The sequence below is a fragment of the Jatrophihabitans sp. sgz311053 genome (assembly GCF_056135305.1).
In genome coordinates, this window is the sequence record NZ_JBWAXP010000002.1 from 965,857 (window position 1) to 986,577 (window position 20,721).

At 72.1% G+C, this 20,721-nt stretch carries 22 protein-coding genes and 1 tRNA gene; 12 read left to right on the forward strand and 11 right to left on the reverse strand.

What is annotated here, in order from left to right; translation table 11 throughout:
* Positions 1-24 precede the first annotated feature (24 nt).
* Complete coding sequence (gene ppdK / locus AC0NZQ_RS13480; RefSeq protein WP_474530366.1) at positions 25-2,703, forward strand: pyruvate, phosphate dikinase; 2,679 nt, start codon at positions 25-27, stop codon at positions 2,701-2,703.
* Between the two features lie 73 nt (positions 2,704-2,776).
* Here ppdK and AC0NZQ_RS13485 read toward each other — a convergent pair whose 3' ends face one another.
* Entirely contained in the window at positions 2,777-3,805 is a 1,029-nt protein-coding gene (locus tag AC0NZQ_RS13485) for an NAD(P)-dependent oxidoreductase (RefSeq protein WP_474531396.1), read from the reverse strand.
* Here AC0NZQ_RS13485 and AC0NZQ_RS13490 point away from each other — a divergent pair.
* From AC0NZQ_RS13490 to AC0NZQ_RS13505, 4 genes are all read left to right on the forward strand, one after another.
* Complete coding sequence (locus AC0NZQ_RS13490; RefSeq protein ID WP_474530367.1) at positions 3,699-4,181, forward strand: YbjN domain-containing protein; 483 nt, start codon at positions 3,699-3,701, stop codon at positions 4,179-4,181. The genes AC0NZQ_RS13485 and AC0NZQ_RS13490 overlap by 107 nt on opposite strands.
* 41 nt (positions 4,182-4,222) lie before the next feature.
* Positions 4,223-5,482 (forward strand): deoxyguanosinetriphosphate triphosphohydrolase, encoded by a 1,260-nt coding sequence (locus tag AC0NZQ_RS13495; protein ID WP_474530368.1) that lies wholly within the window; start codon positions 4,223-4,225, stop codon positions 5,480-5,482.
* 150 nt (positions 5,483-5,632) lie between these two features.
* On the forward strand, positions 5,633-7,507 hold the full coding sequence (gene dnaG / locus AC0NZQ_RS13500; protein ID WP_474530369.1) for a DNA primase: 1,875 nt from the start codon (positions 5,633-5,635) through the stop codon (positions 7,505-7,507).
* A complete protein-coding gene (locus tag AC0NZQ_RS13505; RefSeq protein ID WP_474530370.1) occupies positions 7,507-8,013 on the forward strand; it encodes a hypothetical protein in 507 nt (168 codons plus the stop codon). The genes dnaG and AC0NZQ_RS13505 overlap by 1 nt, the downstream gene beginning before the upstream one ends.
* Here AC0NZQ_RS13505 and AC0NZQ_RS13510 read toward each other — a convergent pair.
* The gene (locus tag AC0NZQ_RS13510; RefSeq protein ID WP_474530371.1) at positions 7,994-8,275 is read right to left on the reverse strand and encodes a hypothetical protein; all 282 of its coding nucleotides are present in this window, start codon (positions 8,273-8,275) and stop codon (positions 7,994-7,996) included. The genes AC0NZQ_RS13505 and AC0NZQ_RS13510 overlap by 20 nt on opposite strands.
* A gap of 128 nt (positions 8,276-8,403) precedes the next feature.
* Here AC0NZQ_RS13510 and AC0NZQ_RS13515 point away from each other — a divergent pair.
* Positions 8,404-8,479: transfer RNA gene (locus AC0NZQ_RS13515), tRNA-Asn, on the forward strand.
* A 663-nt stretch (positions 8,480-9,142) separates the two neighbouring features.
* On the opposite strand, the gene AC0NZQ_RS13520 is transcribed toward AC0NZQ_RS13515, so the two are convergent.
* Genes AC0NZQ_RS13520 through AC0NZQ_RS13530 form a run of 3 tightly spaced genes read right to left on the reverse strand, consistent with a single transcriptional unit; the run spans position 9,143 to position 11,905 of the window.
* Complete coding sequence (locus AC0NZQ_RS13520; RefSeq protein ID WP_474531397.1) at positions 9,143-11,335, reverse strand: heavy metal translocating P-type ATPase; 2,193 nt, start codon at positions 11,333-11,335, stop codon at positions 9,143-9,145.
* A gap of 38 nt (positions 11,336-11,373) precedes the next feature.
* A complete protein-coding gene (locus AC0NZQ_RS13525) occupies positions 11,374-11,580 on the reverse strand; it encodes a heavy-metal-associated domain-containing protein (RefSeq protein WP_474530372.1) in 207 nt (68 codons plus the stop codon).
* A gap of 25 nt (positions 11,581-11,605) precedes the next feature.
* A complete protein-coding gene (locus AC0NZQ_RS13530) occupies positions 11,606-11,905 on the reverse strand; it encodes a metal-sensitive transcriptional regulator (RefSeq protein ID WP_474530373.1) in 300 nt (99 codons plus the stop codon).
* 109 nt (positions 11,906-12,014) lie between these two features.
* On the opposite strand from AC0NZQ_RS13530, the gene AC0NZQ_RS13535 reads away from it, so the two are divergent.
* Positions 12,015-12,194 carry a hypothetical protein gene (locus AC0NZQ_RS13535; RefSeq protein WP_474530374.1) on the forward strand — a complete coding sequence of 60 codons (180 nt, stop codon included), beginning with the start codon at positions 12,015-12,017 and terminating at the stop codon, positions 12,192-12,194.
* Between the two features lie 4 nt (positions 12,195-12,198).
* Here AC0NZQ_RS13535 and AC0NZQ_RS13540 read toward each other — a convergent pair whose 3' ends face one another.
* From AC0NZQ_RS13540 to thiE, 3 genes are read right to left on the reverse strand one after another with little or no spacing between them, the layout of a single operon-like run.
* Positions 12,199-13,203: an SMP-30/gluconolactonase/LRE family protein gene (locus tag AC0NZQ_RS13540; protein WP_474530375.1), complete on the reverse strand. Its 1,005-nt coding sequence runs from the start codon at positions 13,201-13,203 to the stop codon at positions 12,199-12,201.
* Between the two features lie 29 nt (positions 13,204-13,232).
* Positions 13,233-13,841, reverse strand: coding sequence for a hypothetical protein (locus AC0NZQ_RS13545; RefSeq protein ID WP_474531398.1), 609 nt, complete (start codon positions 13,839-13,841; stop codon positions 13,233-13,235).
* 23 nt (positions 13,842-13,864) lie between these two features.
* On the reverse strand, positions 13,865-14,518 hold the full coding sequence (thiE, locus tag AC0NZQ_RS13550; protein WP_474530376.1) for a thiamine phosphate synthase: 654 nt from the start codon (positions 14,516-14,518) through the stop codon (positions 13,865-13,867).
* Positions 14,519-14,566: 48 nt separating this feature from the next.
* Between thiE and AC0NZQ_RS13555 the strand changes: the two genes are divergently transcribed.
* The 3 genes from AC0NZQ_RS13555 to AC0NZQ_RS13565 all read left to right on the forward strand — a co-directional run bounded on the left by AC0NZQ_RS13555 (position 14,567) and on the right by AC0NZQ_RS13565 (position 17,213).
* On the forward strand, positions 14,567-15,031 hold the full coding sequence (locus AC0NZQ_RS13555) for an SRPBCC family protein (protein ID WP_474530377.1): 465 nt from the start codon (positions 14,567-14,569) through the stop codon (positions 15,029-15,031).
* 42 nt (positions 15,032-15,073) lie between these two features.
* The gene (locus AC0NZQ_RS13560; protein ID WP_474530378.1) at positions 15,074-16,054 is read left to right on the forward strand and encodes a sulfotransferase family protein; all 981 of its coding nucleotides are present in this window, start codon (positions 15,074-15,076) and stop codon (positions 16,052-16,054) included.
* Between the two features lie 157 nt (positions 16,055-16,211).
* Positions 16,212-17,213: a helix-turn-helix domain-containing protein gene (locus AC0NZQ_RS13565; RefSeq protein ID WP_474530379.1), complete on the forward strand. Its 1,002-nt coding sequence runs from the start codon at positions 16,212-16,214 to the stop codon at positions 17,211-17,213.
* Between the two features lie 10 nt (positions 17,214-17,223).
* Here AC0NZQ_RS13565 and AC0NZQ_RS13570 read toward each other — a convergent pair whose 3' ends face one another.
* Together AC0NZQ_RS13570 and AC0NZQ_RS13575 are read right to left on the reverse strand one after the other, a co-directional pair.
* Positions 17,224-18,210: a hypothetical protein gene (locus tag AC0NZQ_RS13570; RefSeq protein WP_474530380.1), complete on the reverse strand. Its 987-nt coding sequence runs from the start codon at positions 18,208-18,210 to the stop codon at positions 17,224-17,226.
* Positions 18,207-18,680, reverse strand: a complete 474-nt coding sequence (locus AC0NZQ_RS13575) for a MarR family winged helix-turn-helix transcriptional regulator (RefSeq protein ID WP_474530381.1) — start codon at positions 18,678-18,680, stop codon at positions 18,207-18,209. Before AC0NZQ_RS13575 ends, AC0NZQ_RS13570 begins: the two co-directional genes overlap by 4 nt.
* 108 nt (positions 18,681-18,788) lie before the next feature.
* Between AC0NZQ_RS13575 and wrbA the strand changes: the two genes are divergently transcribed.
* Together wrbA and AC0NZQ_RS13585 are read left to right on the forward strand one after the other, a co-directional pair.
* Positions 18,789-19,391 (forward strand): NAD(P)H:quinone oxidoreductase, encoded by a 603-nt coding sequence (gene wrbA, locus AC0NZQ_RS13580; protein WP_474530382.1) that lies wholly within the window; start codon positions 18,789-18,791, stop codon positions 19,389-19,391.
* A gap of 184 nt (positions 19,392-19,575) precedes the next feature.
* Positions 19,576-20,373, forward strand: a complete 798-nt coding sequence (locus AC0NZQ_RS13585) for a VOC family protein (protein ID WP_474530384.1) — start codon at positions 19,576-19,578, stop codon at positions 20,371-20,373.
* A 10-nt stretch (positions 20,374-20,383) separates the two neighbouring features.
* On the opposite strand, the gene AC0NZQ_RS13590 is transcribed toward AC0NZQ_RS13585, so the two are convergent.
* A complete protein-coding gene (locus AC0NZQ_RS13590; protein WP_474530386.1) occupies positions 20,384-20,716 on the reverse strand; it encodes a VOC family protein in 333 nt (110 codons plus the stop codon).
* Between the last annotated feature and the right edge of the window lie 5 nt (positions 20,717-20,721).

The following is a 20,721-nucleotide window of genomic DNA, read 5'->3' on the forward strand; positions in this document are numbered from 1 at the left end:
CCGCCCCACGGACGGAGAATCGCCATGTCTGGACCCGCCACGAAGTACGTCTACGACTTCGCCGAGGGCAGCAAGGACATGAAGGATCTGCTCGGTGGCAAGGGTGCGAACCTCGCCGAGATGACCAACCTGGGGCTGCCCGTCCCGCCCGGTTTCACCATCACCGCCGAGGCCTGCCAGGCCTTCCTGCGATCCGGCCACGAGCCCGAGGGGCTGGCCGCCGAGGTCAGCGAACACCTCGACGCCCTGGAGCGCACTATGGGCAAGCGGCTGGGACAGTCCGACGACCCGCTGCTGGTGTCGGTGCGCTCCGGGGCGAAGTTCTCGATGCCGGGGATGATGGAGACCGTCCTCAACATCGGGCTCAACGACCAGTCGGTGCGCGGGCTGGCCAAGCAGGCCGACAACGAGCGGTTCGCCTTCGACTCCTACCGCCGACTGATCCAGATGTTCGGCAAGACGGTGCTGGGCATCGACGGCGAGCACTTCGAGGAGGCGCTGGACGAGGCGAAGCGGGGCCGGGGCTCGGACAACGACCTGGACCTCGACGCCGAGGACCTGCGCAAGCTGGTCGAGACCTACAAGGAGGTCGTCGTCGAGCGGGCCGGCCGGTCGTTCCCGCAGGACCCGCGCGAGCAGATGGACCTCGCCGTCCGCGCCGTCTTCGAGTCGTGGAACACCGAGCGTGCCGTCATCTACCGGCGGCAGGAGCGGATCCCGTCCGATCTCGGCACAGCGGTGAACATCTGCTCGATGGTCTTCGGCAACCTCGACATGGAGTCCGGCACCGGCGTCGCCTTCACCCGTGACCCGGCCTCGGGTGCGCAGGGCATCTACGGCGACTACCTGCAGAACGCCCAGGGCGAGGACGTGGTGGCCGGCATCCGCAACACGGTGCCGCTGGCCGACCTGGAGCAGATCGACAAGTCGTCCTACGACGAGCTGCTGCAGATCATGCAGACGCTCGAGCAGCACTACAAGGACCTCTGCGACATCGAGTTCACCATCGAGCGCGGCAAGCTGTGGATGCTGCAGACCCGCGTCGGGAAGCGGACCGCCGCGGCCGCGTTCCGCATCGCCACCCAGCTCGTCGACCAGGGCCTCATCGACATGGACGAGGCCACCTCCCGCGTCTCCGGCGGGCAGCTGGCGCAGCTGATGTTCCCGCGCTTCGACGACGGCGCGGAGAAGTCCCTGATCGCCAAGGGCATGAACGCCTCACCCGGCGCGGCCGTCGGCAAGGTGGTCTTCGACTCCTACACCGCGGTGAAGTGGTCACGCTCGGGCGAGGACGTCATCCTCGTGCGCCGCGAGACCAACCCCGACGACCTCAACGGCATGATCGCCGCCCGCGGCATCCTCACCAGCCGCGGCGGCAAGACGTCGCATGCCGCCGTGGTCGCCCGCGGCATGGGCAAGACCTGCGTCTGCGGCGTCGAGAGCCTGGACGTCAACACCAAGCAGCGCGTCATCCGGACCCGAAAGGGAGAGGAGATCCACGAGGGCGACGTCATCTCGATCGACGGCACGTCCGGCGAGGTCTTCCTCGGCGAGGTCCCGGTGGTGGACTCGCCGGTGGTGCGCTACTTCGAGACCGGTGAGGTCCAGTCCCAGGACGACCTCGTGGTGGCCGTCGACCGCATCATGAAGCACGCCGACGGGGCGCGGCGGATGTCGGTGCGTGCGAACGCCGACACCGCCGAGGACGCCGCCCGCGCCCGCCGCTTCGGCGCGCAGGGCATCGGCCTGTGCCGTACCGAGCACATGTTCCTCGGCGACCGGCGGGCCCTGGTGGAGCGCCTCATCCTCGCCGAGGACGACGACGAGCGGGACAAGCAGCTCGCCGAGCTCCTGCCGCTGCAGCGCGACGACTTCGAGGGCATCCTCGAGGCGATGGACGGCCTGCCCGTCACCATCCGGCTGCTCGACCCGCCGCTGCACGAGTTCCTCCCCGACATCACCGAGCTGTCGGTCCGGGTCGCCGTCGCCGAAGCTCGCGGCGAGCCGCGGGAGAACGATCTGCGCATGCTGCAGGCCGTGCACAAGCTGCACGAGCAGAACCCGATGCTGGGCCTGCGCGGGGTACGGCTCGGCGTCGTCATCCCCGGCCTCTTCGAGATGCAGTCCCGCGCCATCCTGGAAGCCGCCGCCAAGCGCATCCGGTCCGGCGGCGTCCCGCGCGTCGAGATCATGGTCCCGCTGGTCGCCAACGTCCAGGAGTTCGAGACCGTCAAGCACAACATCATCGAGGTCGCCCGCGAGGTCCGCGCCGAGACCGGCGTCCACCTGGAGTTCCTCGTCGGCACCATGATCGAGCTGCCCCGCGCGGCCCTGACCGCCGACCAGATCGCCGAGGCCGCCGAGTTCTTCTCCTTCGGCACCAACGACCTCACCCAGACCACCTGGGGCTTCAGCCGCGACGACGTCGAGGCCGCCTTCTTCTCCGCCTACCTGGAGAAGGGCATCTTCGGCATCAGCCCCTTCGAGTCGCTGGACGTCGAGGGCGTCGGCGAGCTGGTCCGCATCGCCGCCGAGAAGGGACGGTCCCGCCGCCCCGGCCTCAAGCTCGGCGTCTGCGGCGAGCACGGCGGCGATCCGGACTCTGTGCACTTCTTCGAGCGCACCGGCCTGGACTACGTCTCCTGCTCGCCGTTCCGCGTCCCCGTCGCCCGGCTCGAGGCGGGACGCTCGATCGACGCCTGACCCGAGCCGACGCCTGATCTGATCGCCGGAGCGCGAGTTCCGCTCAGCGGGCTCGGCGCTCCGGCGATGGTGGTCAGGTGAAGGCGCGGTAGACGGCGGCGAGGTCCTCGTCGCCGCCGCCGAGTTCCGAGGCCCGGCCGTAGAGGCGCCCCAGGGCGTCGAGCAGGTCGGTCGGCACCCGGTTGTCCTTCGCGGCGGCGGTGATGAGGGCGAGGTCCTTGCGGCCACCGTCCAGCTCGAAGGACGGGGTGAAGTCGCCCTCGATCACGGCGCCACCCTTGAGCTGCAGGTACGGGCTGTCCGCGGCGCCGTCGGCGACGGCGTCGAGGACGAGCTGCGGGTCCAGGCCCTGGGCGCGGGCCAGCGCCAGCGACTGTGCGGTGGCCGCGGTGATAGCAAGCACCCAGGCGTTGCAGGCCAGCTTCAGCGCGCTGCCCGCTCCGACGGCCTCGCCGGCCACGATCGTCTTCGAGCCGATCGCGTCGAGCACCGGCCGGGCCCGCTCGATCAGGGCGGTGGCACCGGAGACCAGCGGCACCAGCTTCCCCTGCTCGGCGGGTGCATTGGTGCCCAGGACCGGCGCGTCGAGCAGCGCGGTGGCCCCCCGCTCGCCGACGGCCTCGGCGATCCGGGCGATGCCGTCCGGGCCGACGGTCGCCGACTGCAGCCAGACGGTCTCCGCGCCCAGCGCGGCGACGAGCTCGTCGGCGACGGCCAGCACCGAGTCGGCGTCGAAGAGCATGGTGATGACGACGTCGGCCCCCGTCACCGCCGCGGTCACCGAGTCGGCCACCTCGATGCCGTCGGTGGCCAGCGGGGCGGCGCGCTCCGCGGTCCGGTTCCAGACGGCGACCTCCAGCCCCTCGCGCTTGGCCGAGCGGGCCATGCCCGCCCCCATCGTCCCCGTGCCCAGTACTGCCACTCGCATCGCGTCATGCTCCTCGTCTGTCGTCGTGAGTCGGTGCGCCGTCGGTCCACGCGAGTAGGTTCGTCTCGTGTTCCTGCGTCGTTTCCGTTCCGAGCAGTCCCCGGTCGCCGACCTACGCGCCTCCCGGCGTGATCGTGACGGCGGGACGCCGGTACTGCCGTCGGTCGCGTTGATCGGGCAACTGCTCGACGAGTTCGGTCTTACCCACTCTCTGGACGCCGACGGCGATCTGCTCGTCCGGTGGGAGAAGAGCTCGATCTACTTCTTCTTTTACGGCGAGCAGGACGAGGTGGTCCAGGCAAGGCTGTACCTCAATCGCAGGTTCAGCGTCGAGGACCGCGGCTCGTTGACCCTGCTGCTCGACGAGTGGAACCGGACCAGGCTCTTCGGCAAGGCGTACACGATCCTCCCCGACGACGGCATGGTGGCGATCTGCGCCGAGGAGGCGCACGACTTCGAGGGCAGCACCCGCGCGCAGCTCAAGTTCACGGTCGCCACCTGGATCGACTCGCTGCTGCGATTCGCCGACTGGGTGGACGAGCAGGTCTAGGCGGTACGGGAGCCGGACGACGCGCCGGTAACGTCTGCGCCGTGCCCGGCCGCGCAAGCTACGACGACGTCGATCGGGAACGGTGGATCGTCGAGCCGCCCAAGCGGGCCGGAGCACAGCGGGGTGCCCTCGACCGTGGTGACTTCGCCCGGGACCGGGCCCGCGTCCTGCACTCCTACGCCTTCCGCCGGCTGGCCGACAAGACGCAGGTGGTGGTGCCGGGCGAGGACGACTTCCCGCGCACCCGGCTGACCCACTCCCTCGAGGTCGCGCAGATCGGTCGCGAGATCGCCGCGGCACTCGGCTGCGACCCCGACATCGTCGACGCCGCCGGTCTCGCGCACGACATCGGCCACCCCCCGTTCGGACACAACGGCGAGGCAGCGCTGGACGCCGTCGCGGCGGAGTGCGGCGGCTTCGAGGGCAACGCGCAGACGCTGCGGGTGCTGACCCGCCTCGAGGCCAAGGTGGTGCACCCGTCCGGTCGGCCGGGCGGGCTCAACCTCACCCGGGCGACCCTGGACGCCACCTGCAAGTACCCGTGGCCGCGGCGGGAGGACGGGGGGAAGTTCGGCGTCTACGCCGACGACCGTCCCGCCTTCGACTGGCTGCGCCACGGCCGTGACGACGAGCGCCGCTGCCTGGAGGCGCAGGTCATGGACTGGGCCGACGACGTCGCCTACTCGGTGCACGACGTCGAGGACGGCATCCACGCCGGCATGATCCGGGTCGCCGAGATCGACGAGTCCGCCCGCGAGGAGGTCTGCCGGATCGCGGCCCGGTCCTACTCGACGCGACCGGCCGCCGAGCTGGCGCCCGTCCTGGACGACCTGCTGGCGCTGCCCACGCTGCGTGACCTGGCGCGCTACGACGGGTCCTACCGGGCCCAGGCGCTGGCCAAACGGGCCACGAGCGAGCTGACCGGCCGGCTCTCGGCCGCCGCGGTCAGCGCCACCCGTGAGGCAGCCGACGGTGGCGCGCTGTCGCGGTACGACGCCGACCTGGTCGTCCCCGACCGGATCGCCGCCGAGTGTGCGCTGCTCAAGGCGGTGGCCGTCCGCTACGTCATGCAGCGACCCGGCACCGAGGAGCGGCAGGCTCGGCAACGCCGGGTGCTGACCGAGCTCGTCGCCGCCGTCGCCGACGGAGCGCCGGGAACCCTGGACCGGGGCCAGGCGCCGATGTGGCTCGCCGCGGAGACGGACGCCGAGCGACTGCGCGTCGTGGTGGACCAGGTCGCCCAGCTCACCGACTCCTCCGCGCTGGCCTGGCACGAGCGCCTGACGTCCCCGCGTCGGTGACCCGGCCACGCTCAGCAGTGATCACCTTGTCCTTCCCGTCGTCCCGGTGACGGAAAGGACAAGTCGATCACGATGGCCGGCGGCGTCAGGTGAGACGGGGCCGCTGGGCAGCCGTCGGCGACGGTCGGACCCCGCGCCTAGAATCGACGCGTGGCAGGGCGCATCAAGGACGAGGACATCGCACTTGTCCGCGAGAAGTCGCCCATCGACGAGGTCATCGGCGAGCACATCCAGCTCCGGAATGCCGGTGGCGGCAATCTCAAGGGACTCTGCCCCTTCCACGACGAGAAGTCGCCGTCGTTCAACGTCACCCCGGCCCGCGGGCTCTATCACTGCTTCGGCTGCCAGGCCGGCGGGGACGTCATCCGCTTCGTCCAGGACATCGAGCACGTCGACTTCAGCGAGGCCGTCGAGAAACTGGCCGCCCGGGCCGGCGTCCAGCTGCGCTACGACGAGGGCGGCGCTCCGGGGGCCGGCCATCACCGCGGACAGCGGCAGCGCCTGGTCGAGGCGCACGCCGCGGCGATGGAGTTCTACGCCGAGCAGCTGCGCGGCGCCGAAGCCGCGCCTGCCCGCGACTTCCTCAGCCAGCGCGGCTTCTCCTCCCTCGACGCGGCCCGCTACGGCTGCGGCTTCGCGCCGTCCGGCTGGGACGCGCTGACCCGGCACCTGCTCGCGCGGAAGTTCACCGCTCAGGAGCTCACCCTGGCCGGACTCTCGCGCGAAGGCGGTCGCGGCGGCCTCATCGACCGCTTCCACCGGCGGCTGCTCTGGCCGATCCGGGAGGTCAACGGCGACGTCGTCGGCTTCGGCGCCCGGCGGCTCTTCGACGACGACCGCATCGAGGCCAAGTACCTCAACACTCCCGAGACGCCGATCTACAAGAAGAGTCAGCTGCTCTACGGCGTGGATCTCGCCAAGAAGGAGATCGCGCGCAAGCATCAGGCCGTCATCGTCGAGGGATACACCGACGTGATGGCGTGCCACCTCTCCGGCGTCACCACTGCCGTCGCCACCTGCGGCACCGCCTTCGGCAGCGAGCACGTCTCGGTCATCCGCCGGCTGCTGATGGACTCCGACACCTTCACCGGCGAGGTGATCTTCACCTTCGACGGCGACTCGGCCGGCATGAAGGCCGCCGAGCGTGCCTTCGGTGACGACCAGAAGTTCATGGCGCAGACCTTCGTCGCGATCGAGGCCACCGGCCTGGACCCCTGCGACCTGCGACTGAAGTCCGGGGACGCCGCCGTCCTGGATCTCGTCGCCCGACGCATCCCGCTGGTGGAGTTCGTGCTGCGGGCCACCACCGGCCGCTTCGATCTCGACACCGCCGAGGGACGGACCGCGGCGCTGGACCGCTGCATCCCGCTCGTGGCGCGGATCAAGGACCACGGCCTGCGCGACGAGTACGCCCGACGGCTGGCCGGACTCGTCGGCACCGACGATCCGATGCGGGTCGTCAGCCGGGTCCGCGGCATGATCAAGTCCGACGAGCGCCGCGCCGAGCCGGCCCCGGCGGCGGCCGCTCCCGAGCCGAAGCGCGAGCAGGTGGACGAGGCCATCGCTGCCGTCGAGCGCGAGGTGCTCAAGGTCGCGATCCAGCTCCCCGGCGTCGCCGGACCGGAGTTCGACGCCCTCACCCCCGACGCCTTCCTCGTCGAGCGCTACCGCGCCGTCTGCAGCGCGATCGTCGCCGCCGGCGGCGCGGCCAAGGGCACCGGCGGGCCGGCGTGGACAGAGGCGATCAGCGGGCACATCGCCGACGAGCGCATCCGCAACGGCGTCAACGCGCTGGCCGTGGAGCCGCTGCGGGCCGGGGTCGAGGCCCGGGAGCGCTACGCCGGTGCCGTGCTGGCACGGATGCACGAGATCGTCGCCGGGCGTCAGATCGCCGCGATCAAGGGACGGTTGCAACGCATGAACCCCCAAGACGAGCCCGACGAGCACGCCCGCCTCTTCGGCGAGCTGATCGCGCTGGAGAGCTACCGCCGGGGTCAGCGCGAACGTGCGATCGGGGACGCCTGATGCCGCTGTTCGGCCGGCGTGACAAGCCACCGGCCGCGCTGACGGAGCTGCTCGAGCCGGGCGAGCGGGTGGTGTCGTGGGCCGACACCTCCACCGATCAGGTCGTGGCGGCCAGCACGCTCGGGCTCTGGTGGCCCGACCGGGACGGGCTGCGGCGCATCGCGTGGCAGTACGTCGACAAGGTGGTGTGGCAGGCCGACGTGCTGTCGGTGACCGAGGCCCAGGTCGGCGAGGATCGCCTCATCGTCGACAAGCCGGCGGTCCACGCCAGGATCACCGTGGCTCGCGACCTGCCGCCGACGGTGCGCAAGCGGGTGGAGCAGAACATCGTCCGCTCGGAGCTGGCGACGGTGACCGGGGGAGCGGTGCGCTTCGTGGGACGCCGCGTGCCCGGCCACGACGGCGTCACCTGGTGGGCTCGGCTGGAGCCCGGCACGCCCGACACGGTGACGGTCCGCTCGGCGATCGCCGCGCGGTTGGAGCGGCTCAGCGCGGGTGGTCGTTGACCGGCAACGTCGGCGGCTGCTTGCTGCGATTGGCCGCGCCGGTCGGCGCGGCGGGCGGACCCGACAGCCGGGCGGTCACGGCACCGCGGGCCCGGCGGATGCGTGCGTCGAGGTTCGCCTGCACGACCCCGGCCGTCGCCTGCACGGTCTGGCTGCCGGTGACCCGGCGCGCCACCCGGACGATCGCGTCGTAGCGCTCCCGCCCGGCGCGCGCGCCCAGGGTGTAGCCGATCGCGGCGTAGGCGAGGTTCGACAGCTTCACTGCTCGACTTCCGTTCGTCTGCAAGGTCCGTAGCAACCCTAACCCGGCATCGGGACGACGTGCCGACGCGCGAGGGGTATCCCGGCGGCGCGCACCTCCGGTCGTGGGCTATCGTGGCAGCCGAACGATCTCCCGTAGCTCAATTGGCAGAGCATCCGACTGTTAATCGGACGGTTACTGGTTCGAGTCCAGTCGGGAGAGCCACTGTTCCGAGGCCTCCGTCGCGTGCGACGGGGGCTTTCGTCGTCCGGGGCGCGACGTGGTCACGAGGCGGTCCGAGGCGCGGCCGCGAGTGTGGTGACGCGCCCGGGCAGGCAGGACGTAAGGGCGGCCCGGCGTCTCCGCCGGGCCGCCCTCGGCCGTTGTCCGATCCTCGCCCCCCGAGCGAGGTCCGCCCGGCGGCCACCGGGGATCTGACCGGCAACCGGTCCCCGGATGTCTACCGCCGGCAGACCCCCGTCCAAACATTAATTGGACACGACCCAATAGGGCCCCGGACATACCGGTACGAAGCAGGTGGGGCGGTCCGGTCGGTGGGACCGGACCGCCCCGTGGCCGTGCCGTCCCCATCCCCCGAGTGGGGCCGCCCGACGACCGGCGGGCCGGCCGACGAGCGGCCAGGTCATGTCTGTCGAACGGTCGGCACGCGGCCGGCGAAGTTGAGCCCCGGACCGAACGTGGCGCCAGAAGTGGTCAAGCTCGCAGCTGAGCCCCCCACCTTGTGGGTGAGTCGCGATTGCGGCAGATAGCCCCGCTTCGGTGCGCCGAGGCGGCAGTCGGTCGGCCGGGATGCCGCAAGTTGATGTAGCCGGGCAGGATCGCCGATCCTCAGCCGGTACCCGGCTACCGGGCGGTGCTACCGCAGGATCAGCGGAACCGGCGCAGCCGCAGGCTGTTGCCGACCACGAAGAGCGAGGACGCCGCCATCGCCGCTCCGGCGATCATCGGGTTCAGCAGGCCGGCGGCGGCGAGCGGGATCGCGGCCACGTTGTAGCCGAAGGCCCAGCCCAGGTTGCCCTTGATCGTCGCCAGCGTGCGCCGGGAGAGCCGGACGGCGTCGGCGGCCACCCGTAGGTCGCCCCGCATCAGGGTGAGGTCCGCGGCCTCGATGGCGACATCGGTGCCCGTCCCCATCGCGATGCCGAGGTCGGCCTGCGCGAGCGCGGCGGCGTCGTTGACACCGTCGCCCACCATGGCGACGACGCGCCCTTCCCGCTGCAGCCGGCGGACCTCGTCGAGCTTGCCCTGCGGCAGGACCTCGGCGATGACGTCGGCCGGCTCGATACCCACCTCGGCCGCCACCGTCGCCGCCACCGCGGCGTTGTCGCCGGTGAGCAGCATCGGCCGCAGCCCCAGCGAGCGCAGCTGCCGGACGGCTTCGTTCGAGGTCGGCTTCACCTCGTCGGCGACGACGAGCACGCCCCGGGCGAGACCGTCCCAGCCGACGACGACAGCCGTGCGTCCCGCCTCGGCGGCGTCCCGCATCGCCGCGGCGAGCTCCGAGGGCAGCGGCGTCTCGCTCACCAGCGACGGCCGGCCCACGACCACGTCGCGACCGGTCACCCGGCCCCTGGCCCCCAGGCCGGCGACGGCGGTGAAACCGGTGACCTCCGGCAGCTCGCCGGCGCCGCGTGCGGCGTCGGCGATCGCCACCGCGAGGGGGTGCTCGGAGGCCGCCTCGAGGGCGCCGGCCAGCCGCAGTACCTCGTCCCGGTCGACGCCGCCGGCGGGGACGACTCCGGTGAGCGCCATCCGGCCGGTGGTGACCGTCCCGGTCTTGTCGAGGACGACGGTGTCGACGGTCCGGGTCTGCTCCAGGACCTCGGGTCCCTTGATGACGATGCCCAGCTGCGCGCCGCGGCCGGTGCCCACCATCAGCGCAGTGGGCGTCGCCAGGCCGAGGGCGCAGGGGCAGGCGATGATCAGGACGGCGACGGCGGCGGTGAACGCGGCGGTGGCGCCGCCACCGGTGACGAGCCAGCCGGCGAGGGTGAGGACGGCCAGCGCGATCACCACCGGCACGAAGACAGCGGAGATCCGGTCGGCCAGCCGCTGCACGTCGGCCTTGCCGTTCTGCGCCTCCTCCACCAGCCGTGCCAGCTGGGCGAGCTGGGTGTCCTTGCCGACCCGGCTGGCGCGGACGACCAGTCGGCCCCCGGCGTTGACGGTGGCACCGGTGACGCTGTCGCCGGGACCGACCTCGACGGGGACCGACTCCCCGGTGAGCAGCGAGGCGTCGACCGCGGACGAGCCGTCGACCACCTCGCCGTCGGTGGCGATCTTCTCGCCGGGACGGACCACGAAGTGCTCGCCGACGGCGAGCTCGGCCACCGGCACCCGGACCTCGCGGCCGGAGCGGAGCACGGCGGCATCGCGGGCGCCGAGATCCAGCAGGCTGCGCAGCGCCGCCCCCGCCCGGCGCTTGGCTCGCGCCTCGAAGAAGCGGCCGGCGAGGATGAAGGTGGTGACCCCGGCGGCGGCCTCGAGATAGATCGCGTCGCTGCCCGCGGTCCGTTCGACGGTGAAGGCGAACGGGTGGGCCATGCCCGGCTCGCCAGCGGTGCCGAGGAACAGGGCATAGAGCGACCAGCCGAAGGCGGCGAGGACGCCGAGCGACACCAGCGTGTCCATGGTGGCCGCGCCGTGGCGCAGGTTCGTCCAGGCCGCGCGGTGGAACGGCAGCGCGCCCCAGACGGCGACGGGGGCGGCGAGCGTCAGCGAGAGCCACTGCCAGTGCATGAACTGCAGCGCCGGGACCATGCCCAACAGCACGACCGGCACGCTCAGCGTCAGGCAGACCAGCAGCCGTTGCCGCAGCGCCGCCGCCGGGTCGTCGGCGTGCGGGTCACCGGCGTGCGGATCACCGATATCGGCGGCCGGGGCGCGGGGCACCGAGGCTCCGTAGCCCGCGGCCTCGACGGTGGCCACCAGCTCGCCGGGGTCCATGTCGGCCGGATGCTCGACGCGGGCCTTCTCGGTGGCGTAGTTGACCGTGGCGGTGACACCGGGAAGCTTGTTCAGCTTGCGTTCGATGCGGTTGGCGCAGGAGGCGCAGGTCATCCCGGTGAGCGCCAGCTCGACGCTGCTGGTGTCGGTGGTCACGACAGCTGGTAGCCCGCCTCGTCCACGGCGCGGGCGACGACGGATTCGGGGAGCGGCTGCTCGCTGGTGACGGTGACGGCACCGGTGCCGAGGTCGACCTCGACCGACGAGACGCCGTCGAGCTCGCCGATCTCCTCGGTGACCGAGGCGACACAGTGCTCGCAGGTCATTCCGGTGACGGTGTAGTGGGCGATGGTGGGCATGGTGTTCCTCTCGACGGTGGGGTTCTCAGGCGCGGACGAGGCGGGCGATGGCCTCCGAGGCCTCGCGGAGCTTGACCTCGGCCTCGGGACCGCCGGCACGGGCGGCGTCGACGACGCAGTGGGACAGGTGGTCGTCCAAGAGGCCGAGCGCCACCGCTTGCAGGGCCTTGGTGACGGCGGAGACCTGGGTGAGGACGTCGATGCAGTACTTGTCCTCGGCGATCATCCGTTCGATGCCCTTGACCTGCCCCTCGATCCGGCGCAGTCGACGGCCGAGGGCCTCCTTGCGCTCGGTGTAGCCGGGAGCGGCGGCGTGCTCGTGCATACCTCCAACATACCCCCCAGGGGTATCTAATGCCACGTCGTCGTGGCGCACGCGACCCTCGCCCGCGGATTCGTGCCGTCGTTAACCTGCGCCCCCTATCGTGCGACTCATGCAGCACGAGCAGCCCGAGCAGCCCGAGCAGGTCACGGATCAGGCAGCCGCCCGCATCGACGAGGCGCTGTCGCAGACGCAGCGACTGGAGCGGGAGGAGTTGCAGGCCGCTCTCGAGCGCCAGCGGGCCGCCGACGAGCGGGTCGTGGCGGCGCTGGCCAAGCACCAGTCGGACTGAGGTCCTACAGCTCGAAGGCGGCCACGGCGCCGGCATGCAGGCTGCCGAGGTAGACCGTCCCGTCGTGCTCGACGGCCGAGGTGACCATCGAGAAGTCAGCGTGCCAACCCTGCCGGTCGTGGACGATCTCGCCGTCCCAGTCGACCGCGACGGCCCACACCGTTGCCGGCGGGGTGGGGCGCAGCCGCTCAGGCAGCACCCAGGACAGCTGGCGCAGCACGCCCGGCAGCGGCAGCAGCCGGTCCAGGATGGGGTTGCGCGCGCTCGGCAGTGAGATCCACAGCAGCCCGTCGCTGCCGAGTGCCATGTTGTCCGGGAAGCCGGGCAGGTTGTCCAGCAGTGGCTCGCTGGTGCCGGCGGTCGGGCCGGTGAGCCAGTACCGGGTCACGCAGTAGCCGGCGGTCTGCGCGACGACGATGCTGCGACCGTCCGGTGCGAGGACGACGCCATTGGCGAAGTCGAGGCCGTCCAGCAGCGTCTCGACCCCGTCCTCGCCGGCGCCGGGCGGCAGCCGGAAGAGCCGGCCGGTGCCGGAGTGCTCAAGCAGGTCGCCGGTGTAGTGCTCGAGGTCGTGGCGCCGGCAGGAGGCGCTGAAGTAGATCGTCCCGTCCTCGGCGCGGACGACGTTGCTGGCGAAGTTCAGCGGCACGCCGCCCACCGAGCCGACCAGCACCGTCACCTCGCCGTCGGGGTCGATGCGCAGCAGGCCGCGACGGCTGTCGCAGCAGAGCACCGACCCGTCCGGGCAGGCCTCGAGGCCCAGCGGACGGCCGCCGGTGTTCGTCAGCTCCGTCCACTCCCCGCTCGCGGGCTCGATGGCCACGACCCGGCCGTCGGAGAGCCCCGTCAGCAACCGGCCGCTGCCGTCGACGACGACGTCCTCGGGACCGGGTGCCGGCACCGGCAGCAGCCGCAGCTCGGGCAGCGGGACCTCGCTGCGCTCCTCGCGGGCACGGGCCGGGGCGGCCGGCGGTCGCCAGCGGCGGGGGCGGAGCAGCTCCAGGGGCATGGGGAGGGTCTACCACCGACGCGGCGCGGCTACTCGGCGCCGTCCCGGATGACGGTGGTGACCCGCACCCGCGAGGGGCGCCGGGGCGTCGAGCCGAACCCGAACCGGACCGGCGGGTCGATGTCGCTGAGCCGACCCTGGTCACGGCCGTCCCACACCGCCCGGACGGCGAGCACGCGGTGCTCGTCCAGGCCGCAGTAGCGCTCCTCCCGCCCACCGCCGGCGGTCCCGATGACGTGGACCCCCGGACGCAACGCCGCGGCGACGGGGTCGATCAGCCGGCACCACCAGCGGGCCCGGGCCAGGCGCCGGGGCACTAGCCGCAGCAACTGTCCGATCGGGGTGCGTCGGCCGATCAGCACCTGCAATTGCAGGCTGGGGGAGTCGAGCCGCCAGAGCGCGCCACCGCGGACCAGCGTCACCGGCTCCACCCGCACCTCGTCGAAGCCGTAGGTCTCGGCGATGAAGTCGCCGACCCGGCGGCTCGGCGCCAGCAGTGTCCGGTGGCCCGCCGCGGTCTCGACCATGACGTCGGTGATCGGGCCGAAGGGGGTGTCGGTCCAGGCGCCGAGCACGAACCGGGTGCCCGAGCTCGTCCCGAGGCCGGTGATCGTCCCGTCGAAGCGGCCGGCGCTGATCCTCACACCGGGCCGGCGTCTTCTCACACCGGGCCGGCGTCGCGGAGCCGGTCCCGGAAGGCCCGGGCCGCCGCCGCGGGGTCGTCGGCCTCGGTCAACGCCCGGACCACCACGGCCCGCCGGGCGCCCCGGCCGATGACCTCGTCGAGCCGGGCGAGCGACTCGATACCGCCGATTGCGAACCAGGGCCGGGTATCGGCGTGGGCGGCGGCGTGCTCGATCAGCTCCGGTCCGGCGGCGGGACGTCCCGGCTTGGTGGGGGTGGTCCAGGTGGGACCGCAGCAGTAGTAGTCGACGCCGGCCTCCACCCGCGCGGCGTCGGCCTGCGCGGGGGAGTGGGTCGAGCGACCGATGAGCACCTCGGGACCCACGATCTCCCGCGCCACCGGCACCGGGAGGTCGTCCTGGCCCAGGTGCAGCACGTCCGCCCCGGCGGCCCGGGCGATGTCGGCCCGGTCGTTGACGGCGACGAGAGCGCCGTGGCGCCGCGCGACGGCGGTGACGGTCTCCAGCAGCGCCAGCTCGTCGCGGGCCTCGAGCCCCTTCTCCCGCAGCTGCACGATGTCCACCCCGTTGCCGAGCACGGCATCCAGGAACGGCTCCAAATCGCCCTGCCGGCGTCGGGAGTCGACGCAGAGGTAGAGACGGGCGTCGAGCAGCCGGTCGTTTGCGCTCATGTGCGCAAACGTACGCGTTCGTCCGGTGAGATGGGTAGGAGACTCCACATGACCACCACGGATACGTCAGTGACCGTCTCCCGCACCCTCGACGCGTCGGCCAAGGCACTCTTCGACGTGCTCTCCGACCCGCAGAACCATGCTCGGTTGGACGACTCCGGTTTCGTCCGCAGCGACGAGAAGAGCGACCGCATCACGGCCACCGGCCAGGTGTTCCGGATGAACATGACCGGCGAGCACATGGGCGGCGACTACCAGACCGACAACACCGTCACCGGCTACGACAAGGACAAGCTGCTGGCCTGGCAGACCGTGCCTGCCGACACCGAGCCGCCCGGCTGGGAGTGGGTGTGGCGGCTCACGCCGCAGGGTCCGGACAGCACCGAGGTCACCCTCACCTACGACTGGTCACGGGTCGACAAGGCACTGGTGCAGAAGGTGGGCTTCCCGCTGGTGACCGAGCACCAGCTCGAGGCGTCGTTGGCGAAGCTGGGCGAGGCAGTCAGCGGCTGATCGGGCGCCTCGCACATCGTCCGGTGATAGAAAGTTCCTTCAATGGATGACAACCGGCCGATCTTCATCGTGGGCTGTCCGCGCTCGGGCACCACGCTGCTGAGCACGATGCTGCACGCGCATCCCCGGATCGCCATCCCGCCGGAGACCCGGTTCCTGCTTCCGGTCTATCACGAGCGGGCGTCGTTCGGGGACCTCCGCGTCGAGGCGAACCGGCGTGCGCTGGCGCAGCGCATCACCCGCAAGGGAGCGAAGTTCAAGGATCTCGGTCTGAGCCGCAAGGCGACAATCGCGAAGATCGTGGCCGGCCCGCCGACCCTCGGGTCGGCGGCCGGCATCATCTGGCGCGAGTTCGCCCGTAGCCGGGGCAAGGTGAGGTGGGGGGAGAAGCGGCCCGCCTACTGGCGTGAGATGGACGTCGTCCTGCGCCTCTTCCCGGACGCCCAGATCGTCCACCTGGTGCGCGACGGCCGGGCCTGCGTTGCCTCGCTCAACGAGGTGGACTGGTGGGGCCGCAGCTCGCTGGGCTCGATGACGACCTGGACGCTGGCCGACCAGCAGCTGCGCAGCCTCGGACGGCGGCTGCCGGCCGACTCGTACCACTACGTGCGCTACGAGGATCTGCTCGCCGATCCACGGGGGCGCCTCGCCGAGATCTGCCGCTTCCTCGGCGAGGAGTTCGACGAGTCGATGATGCAGCGGGAGCAGGCCGTGGCCGACATCCTCCCCGAGCGCAAGACGTGGCACGACCGGGTCCGCGGTGATCTGGACCCCACCCGCATCGAGGCCTGGCGGCGCACCCTGAGCCCTCGGGAGATCGGGCTCTTCGAGAAGGTCGCCGCCCGCCCGCTGGCCGCCAACGGTTACGAGCCCTCGGGAGCCGGCACCGAGCCGAGCAGCCGGGACGTCGCGGCGTACTGGCAGCAGTACCTGCTGCGCCGGGCCAATCTCGGCAGGATGCGGGCGCAGGACGCGCTGCAGCGGCGGCGCGAGAAGGTCGAGCTGGCCGACCAGGGCGACTGACTCGATCTTGTCGCCGAAGGTCCCGGCATGGTCCCGCGATGGTTGCGGCCGGGTTGCGGCCCTTCTACGGTCATGACGCAGGTTGTTCAAGTCGAAACCGCGGCTTGACACAGAAGCGACGGGACGGGTGGTCCGGCGCGCAAGCCGGAGGAGAAGGATGGTCGAGGCCACTCGCACCACGCCGCCACGCACCGAGGCGCCCGCTGCCGCGATCGCCTGGTTGGACGTCTCCGCCGACAACCCCGACACCTGGACGGGACGGCTCCGCACCGGCCCCCTCGGCCTGCAGATCGCGCCGATGCGCAACGGCCGCGCGCCGTACTTCTTCAAGGGCGCCCGGCTGCGCGGCACCCGCTGCATCTGGTCCGCCTCGACCGTCAGCGGGACCGAGCTCTACCGGCCCGCGCGCACGGCGGTGCCGCCGCCGTTCGACGCGAGCGTTCAGATCGTCGCGCGGGTGGACGTCGACGGCAGCGTCTTCGACCCGATGTCGGCCGCCCCGGCGTCGGCGTCGATGCGGGTCTGCAGTCCGCTGGACGAGCTGACCGAGCAGTTCTCGGGCAATGCGCATCTCTTCACGCTGAGCGTGCCGCACGCGGTGATCGGCATGGAGGCGGCCGCGCTGCAGACCATGGCCGGCAACGTCTACCGGCTCTCGCCGTTCCAGCGGCAGCTGCTCCACTCGGCGGCGGGGCTGCTCACCGCCGGGGGCGAGGAGTTCGAGTCGACCGCAAGCCTGGTCGGTGTCGACCGCTACCTCGCCGGCCTGGCCGGGTTGCTGCTACGGACCGCGGTGGCACGCACCGGCCCGGACCTGGTCCACGCCGAGAACATCCGGGTACGCACCGACGCCATCATCTTCGAGCAGTCCTCGGACCCGGAGCTGACGCCGGCAGCCATCGCCGCGCAGCTGTCCATCTCGCTGCGGCAGCTCTATCGGGCCTTCACCGGCACCGAGAGTCCCGCCTCGCGCATCCGGCGCCGCCGGCTGGAGCGGGCAGCCGAGATCCTCGCGACGCGCAGCGGTCCCGGCCACGTCGAGCGGGTCGCCTCGGAGTGCGGCTTCGCCTCGGCGGAGTACTTCTCCCGTGCTTTCCGCCGCGAGTTCGGCCTGAGCCCGCGCGCGTACCGCTCGGCGCATCGCGACATCGCCCGCTGAGCGTCACGGCTCACGGCGTGTCGTCGGCCTGACGTTCAGCCCGGTCCAGCGCCGAGCGGGCCTCGCGGCGCGCCGTCTTCGCGCGCCGCGCCGCCTTGCGTGCGGTCTCCAGCTCCCGCTTGGCGGTGTCGAGCTCCCGCTGCAGCTCGGCGAGCTCGTCACCGAGCCGGGTGACCTGCTCGTGGGCTCGCTGTTCGGCGGATTCGGCCGCCCGGTGCCGCTCATCGGCGTCGCTGAAGGCGTCGCGGGCCTTGGCCAGGGCCCGCGCCAGCCGGCGGGATGTTGCCGATCGCGACGGCGTCGCCGGTTCCGGCGCTGACGGTGTCGCCGGTGTCGCCGGTGTCGCCGGTGTCGCCGGTGTCGCCGGTGTCGCGGCAGGCGGGGTCGCGTCGGTACGCGTCGTGCCGTCCGGGCCGGATGCCGCCGTGCCCCGCCGGCCCCCGGCGGACTGCTTGGCCGCGCGGCGCCGGGACGGGGACGACCCGCCCCGGACGAGGGTCAGCTCCGGTCCCGGCACCACGCCGAATCCCGAGAAGTGCTCGGGTCGCAGCAGCCGTCCCAGCCGCCGGGCGACGTCGGGATCGGCGACGGCGGCGTCCAGGCTCGCCACCACCTCGTCGCGCAGCGCCGGCGGCGCATCCTCCCGCTCGGCGAGGCGCAGCGCGGCGTCGGCGAGCTCGGCGACCAGGCCGCGTCGCTCGGTCGTGAGCTCGCGCAGCTCGGCCGCCGCCAGCTCCCGATGGGCGCGGCGCAGCCGGTCGCCGAGCTCGGTGAGCCGGGCGACCTGCTCCGGGTGCTGCAGTGCGAACCGGTTGACGACGGCGGCCGGGGCGGTGGGCTTGCGCAACCGGGTGATGGCCTTCGCGCGCTCGCCGTCGCCCTCGGCCTTGGCGGCCTTGGCCAGCTCGTCGCGCCGGCCGACGAAGTCCTCGACCGGCACCCCGTAGAGCTCGTCGGCGGCAGCCTCGAGGGCGGGGTCGGCGGCGTCCTCGGTCACGGGGTCTCCGTCCCGAGCGGCGCCAGACCGTCGAGGATCCGGGCGCTGATCCGCTCCAGCGCCGCCAGCTCGTCGGCGTCCAGGCGCTCGAAGACGAGACGCCGGACGGTGTCGACGTGCGCCGGTGCCGCCTCGACGAGGCTCGCCTGCCCCGCGGCGGTGAGGACGACGAACGAGCCGCGGCGGTCGTCCGGGCACTGCTCGCGCGCGATCAGGCCGCGCCGCTCCATGCGTCCGAGGTGGTGGGACAGCCGGCTCTGCTCCCACTGCAGGATCCGACCCAGCTCGCCCGGCCGCAGGCGATGCCCCTCGGCGTCGCCGAGATTGACCAGGACGCCGTAGTCGGCCAGCGACAGGCCGTGGCCGCGCAGCAGCTCGCGGCTCATCGTCGCCGACAGCTGGGCCTGCATCGCCAGGAAGAGCCGCCAGGTGCGCTGCTCGTCGTCGCTCAGCCAGCGTTGCCCGGTCACGCAGCCCAGCGTATTGCAGGGTCAATGACGTGTCATGTAACTTCGGAGACGAGACACGATCCGCACGTAATGCCCGGCCGACCGCGCGGGCAGACCGAAGGAGAGCGAATGAGCGTCAAGCTGGCAGTCGTCTACTACTCGTCGACCGGGACCCTCCACGCCATGGCCGATCGCCTTGCCGAGGCCGGGGAGCGGGCCGGTGCCGAGGTCCGACTGCGGCAGGTGGCCGAGCAGGCGCCGGACGAGGCGGTGGCCTCCAACGACGCGTGGCGCAAGCACGTCGACGCCACCAAGGACGAGCCCAAGGCCACGGCCGAGGACGTCGTCTGGGCCGACGCGGTGCTCTTCGGCACGCCGACCCGGTTCGGCAACGTGGCCAGCCAGCTCAAGGCCTTCATCGACTCGCTCGGCCCGCAGTGGAGCCAGGGGCAGCTGGCCGACAAGGTCTACGCCGGCTTCACCGCCACCCAGACGGCGCACGGCGGGCAGGAGTCCACGCTGCTGGCGCTCTACAACTCGCTGTACCACTTCGGCGGGATCATCGTCCCGCCCGGTTACACCGACGCCCTCAAGTTCGCCGACGGCAACCCCTACGGCGTCTCGCACGTCACCGGCGCCACGAACTCCGACCCGCTCACCGATGTCGAGTTCGCCGCGCTGGACCACCTCGCCTCCCGCGTGATCACGATCGCCGGGCGGCTCGCGGGCTGATCATCGCCCTTGATCGACCGCTGCGCGACGGCGGACGAGCTGATCCGTGATGTCGCCGACGGCGCGACCGGCCTCTTCGGAGGCTCCGGTCGCGCCGTCTGCTTTCACGGCGGCAGGTCGTCATGGCGGCTGCCGGCTGCGCGGGCTTGCAGGTGACGCGGCGTCAGCTTCTACGGTCGTGCCCGTGGAGATCACACGCCCCGACGACGCCGGCTGGCGGGTCGGTCAGCTCGCCGAGCTGACCGGCGTCACCGTCCGGACCCTGCGTCACTACGACCAGACCGGCCTGCTGCGCCCCTCCGGACAGACGGCGGGCGGACACCGGCTCTACGACGAGGACAACGTCGCCCGGCTTTACCGCATCCTGGCGCTGCGGCGGCTGCGGTTCAGCCTCGCCGAGATCCGCTCGCTGCTGGACGACGACGGCTGGGACCTCGCCTCGATGGTGACGCGTCACGCCGAGGCGACCGACCGCGAGGTCGCGGCCGCGACGAGGTTGAGCGCGCACCTGCGCGCGATCACCGGTGAGATCACCCGCTCCGGCGACGCCTCGCCGGAGCAGCTCTTCACGATCATGGAGGAGATGACGATGCTCGACGCACCCGTCCGCAGCACCACCACGCTGCTCGTCTACGACGATCTTCGTGCCGCCCACCGGTACCTCGCCGAGACCTTCGGCCTCACCGCCGGCCCGCTCGAGATCACCGATGACGGCCGCGCCGTGCACGGCGAACTCTTCGCCGGCGACCAGTCGATCTGGCTGCACCCCAGCGGTGACGTCTATCGCTCGCCCCGCTCGCTGGGCGGCGTGAGCAGCATGGTCGTCGTCGGCGTCACCGATGCCGACGCGCACCACGCCGCCGCCCGCGATCGCGGCGCCGACATCCTCACCGCGCCGGTGGACCAGCCGTACGGCGTCCGCGAGTACGGCGCCCGCGACCTCGAGGGTCACCTCTGGTACTTCCACAGTGCATTGAGCTGAGCCGGCTCCCTTACCGAGAGGTGTCGACGACGCAGAAGTGGTTGCCGGCAGGATCCGCGAGCACGACGAAGTCGGCGTCGTTCGGGTAGTCCTGGTCCACGCGCCGAGCGCCCAGCGACAGCAGCCGGGCCACCTCGGCCTGCTGTTCTTCCGGACTGTCGGTCCACAGGTCGAGATGCGTGCGATCCTCGTCGTCGAGGTGCAGCCGCGTGCCGGCCGTGCCCTCCGGCGGGCGAAGGAAGGCCGGGTTGGTCTCGGCTTCGTAGCTCAACGCCGCGGACCAGAAGTCAGCCGCCTCGGGGAGGTTGGGGGCGTTCAGGACGACGGCTCCGATACGGATCATGGTCC

Bases quoted from the DNA above. Each gene is read 5' to 3' on its own strand.
- thiE (WP_474530376.1), bottom strand. From the start codon at position 14,518: ATGAGCGCAAACGACCGGCTGCTCGACGCCCGTCTCTACCTCTGCGTC.
- AC0NZQ_RS13505 (WP_474530370.1), top strand. From the start codon at position 7,507: ATGCCGCTGTTCGGCCGGCGTGACAAGCCACCGGCCGCGCTGACGGAG.
- AC0NZQ_RS13530 (WP_474530373.1), bottom strand. From the start codon at position 11,905: ATGCACGAGCACGCCGCCGCTCCCGGCTACACCGAGCGCAAGGAGGCC.
- AC0NZQ_RS13565 (WP_474530379.1), top strand. From the start codon at position 16,212: ATGGTCGAGGCCACTCGCACCACGCCGCCACGCACCGAGGCGCCCGCT.
- AC0NZQ_RS13525 (WP_474530372.1), bottom strand. From the start codon at position 11,580: ATGCCCACCATCGCCCACTACACCGTCACCGGAATGACCTGCGAGCAC.
- AC0NZQ_RS13540 (WP_474530375.1), bottom strand. From the start codon at position 13,203: ATGCCCCTGGAGCTGCTCCGCCCCCGCCGCTGGCGACCGCCGGCCGCC.
- AC0NZQ_RS13535 (WP_474530374.1), top strand. From the start codon at position 12,015: ATGCAGCACGAGCAGCCCGAGCAGCCCGAGCAGGTCACGGATCAGGCA.
- AC0NZQ_RS13560 (WP_474530378.1), top strand. From the start codon at position 15,074: ATGGATGACAACCGGCCGATCTTCATCGTGGGCTGTCCGCGCTCGGGC.
- AC0NZQ_RS13590 (WP_474530386.1), bottom strand. From the start codon at position 20,716: ATGATCCGTATCGGAGCCGTCGTCCTGAACGCCCCCAACCTCCCCGAG.
- ppdK (WP_474530366.1), top strand. From the start codon at position 25: ATGTCTGGACCCGCCACGAAGTACGTCTACGACTTCGCCGAGGGCAGC.
- AC0NZQ_RS13520 (WP_474531397.1), bottom strand. From the start codon at position 11,335: ATGACCTGCGCCTCCTGCGCCAACCGCATCGAACGCAAGCTGAACAAG.
- AC0NZQ_RS13555 (WP_474530377.1), top strand. From the start codon at position 14,567: ATGACCACCACGGATACGTCAGTGACCGTCTCCCGCACCCTCGACGCG.
- wrbA (WP_474530382.1), top strand. From the start codon at position 18,789: ATGAGCGTCAAGCTGGCAGTCGTCTACTACTCGTCGACCGGGACCCTC.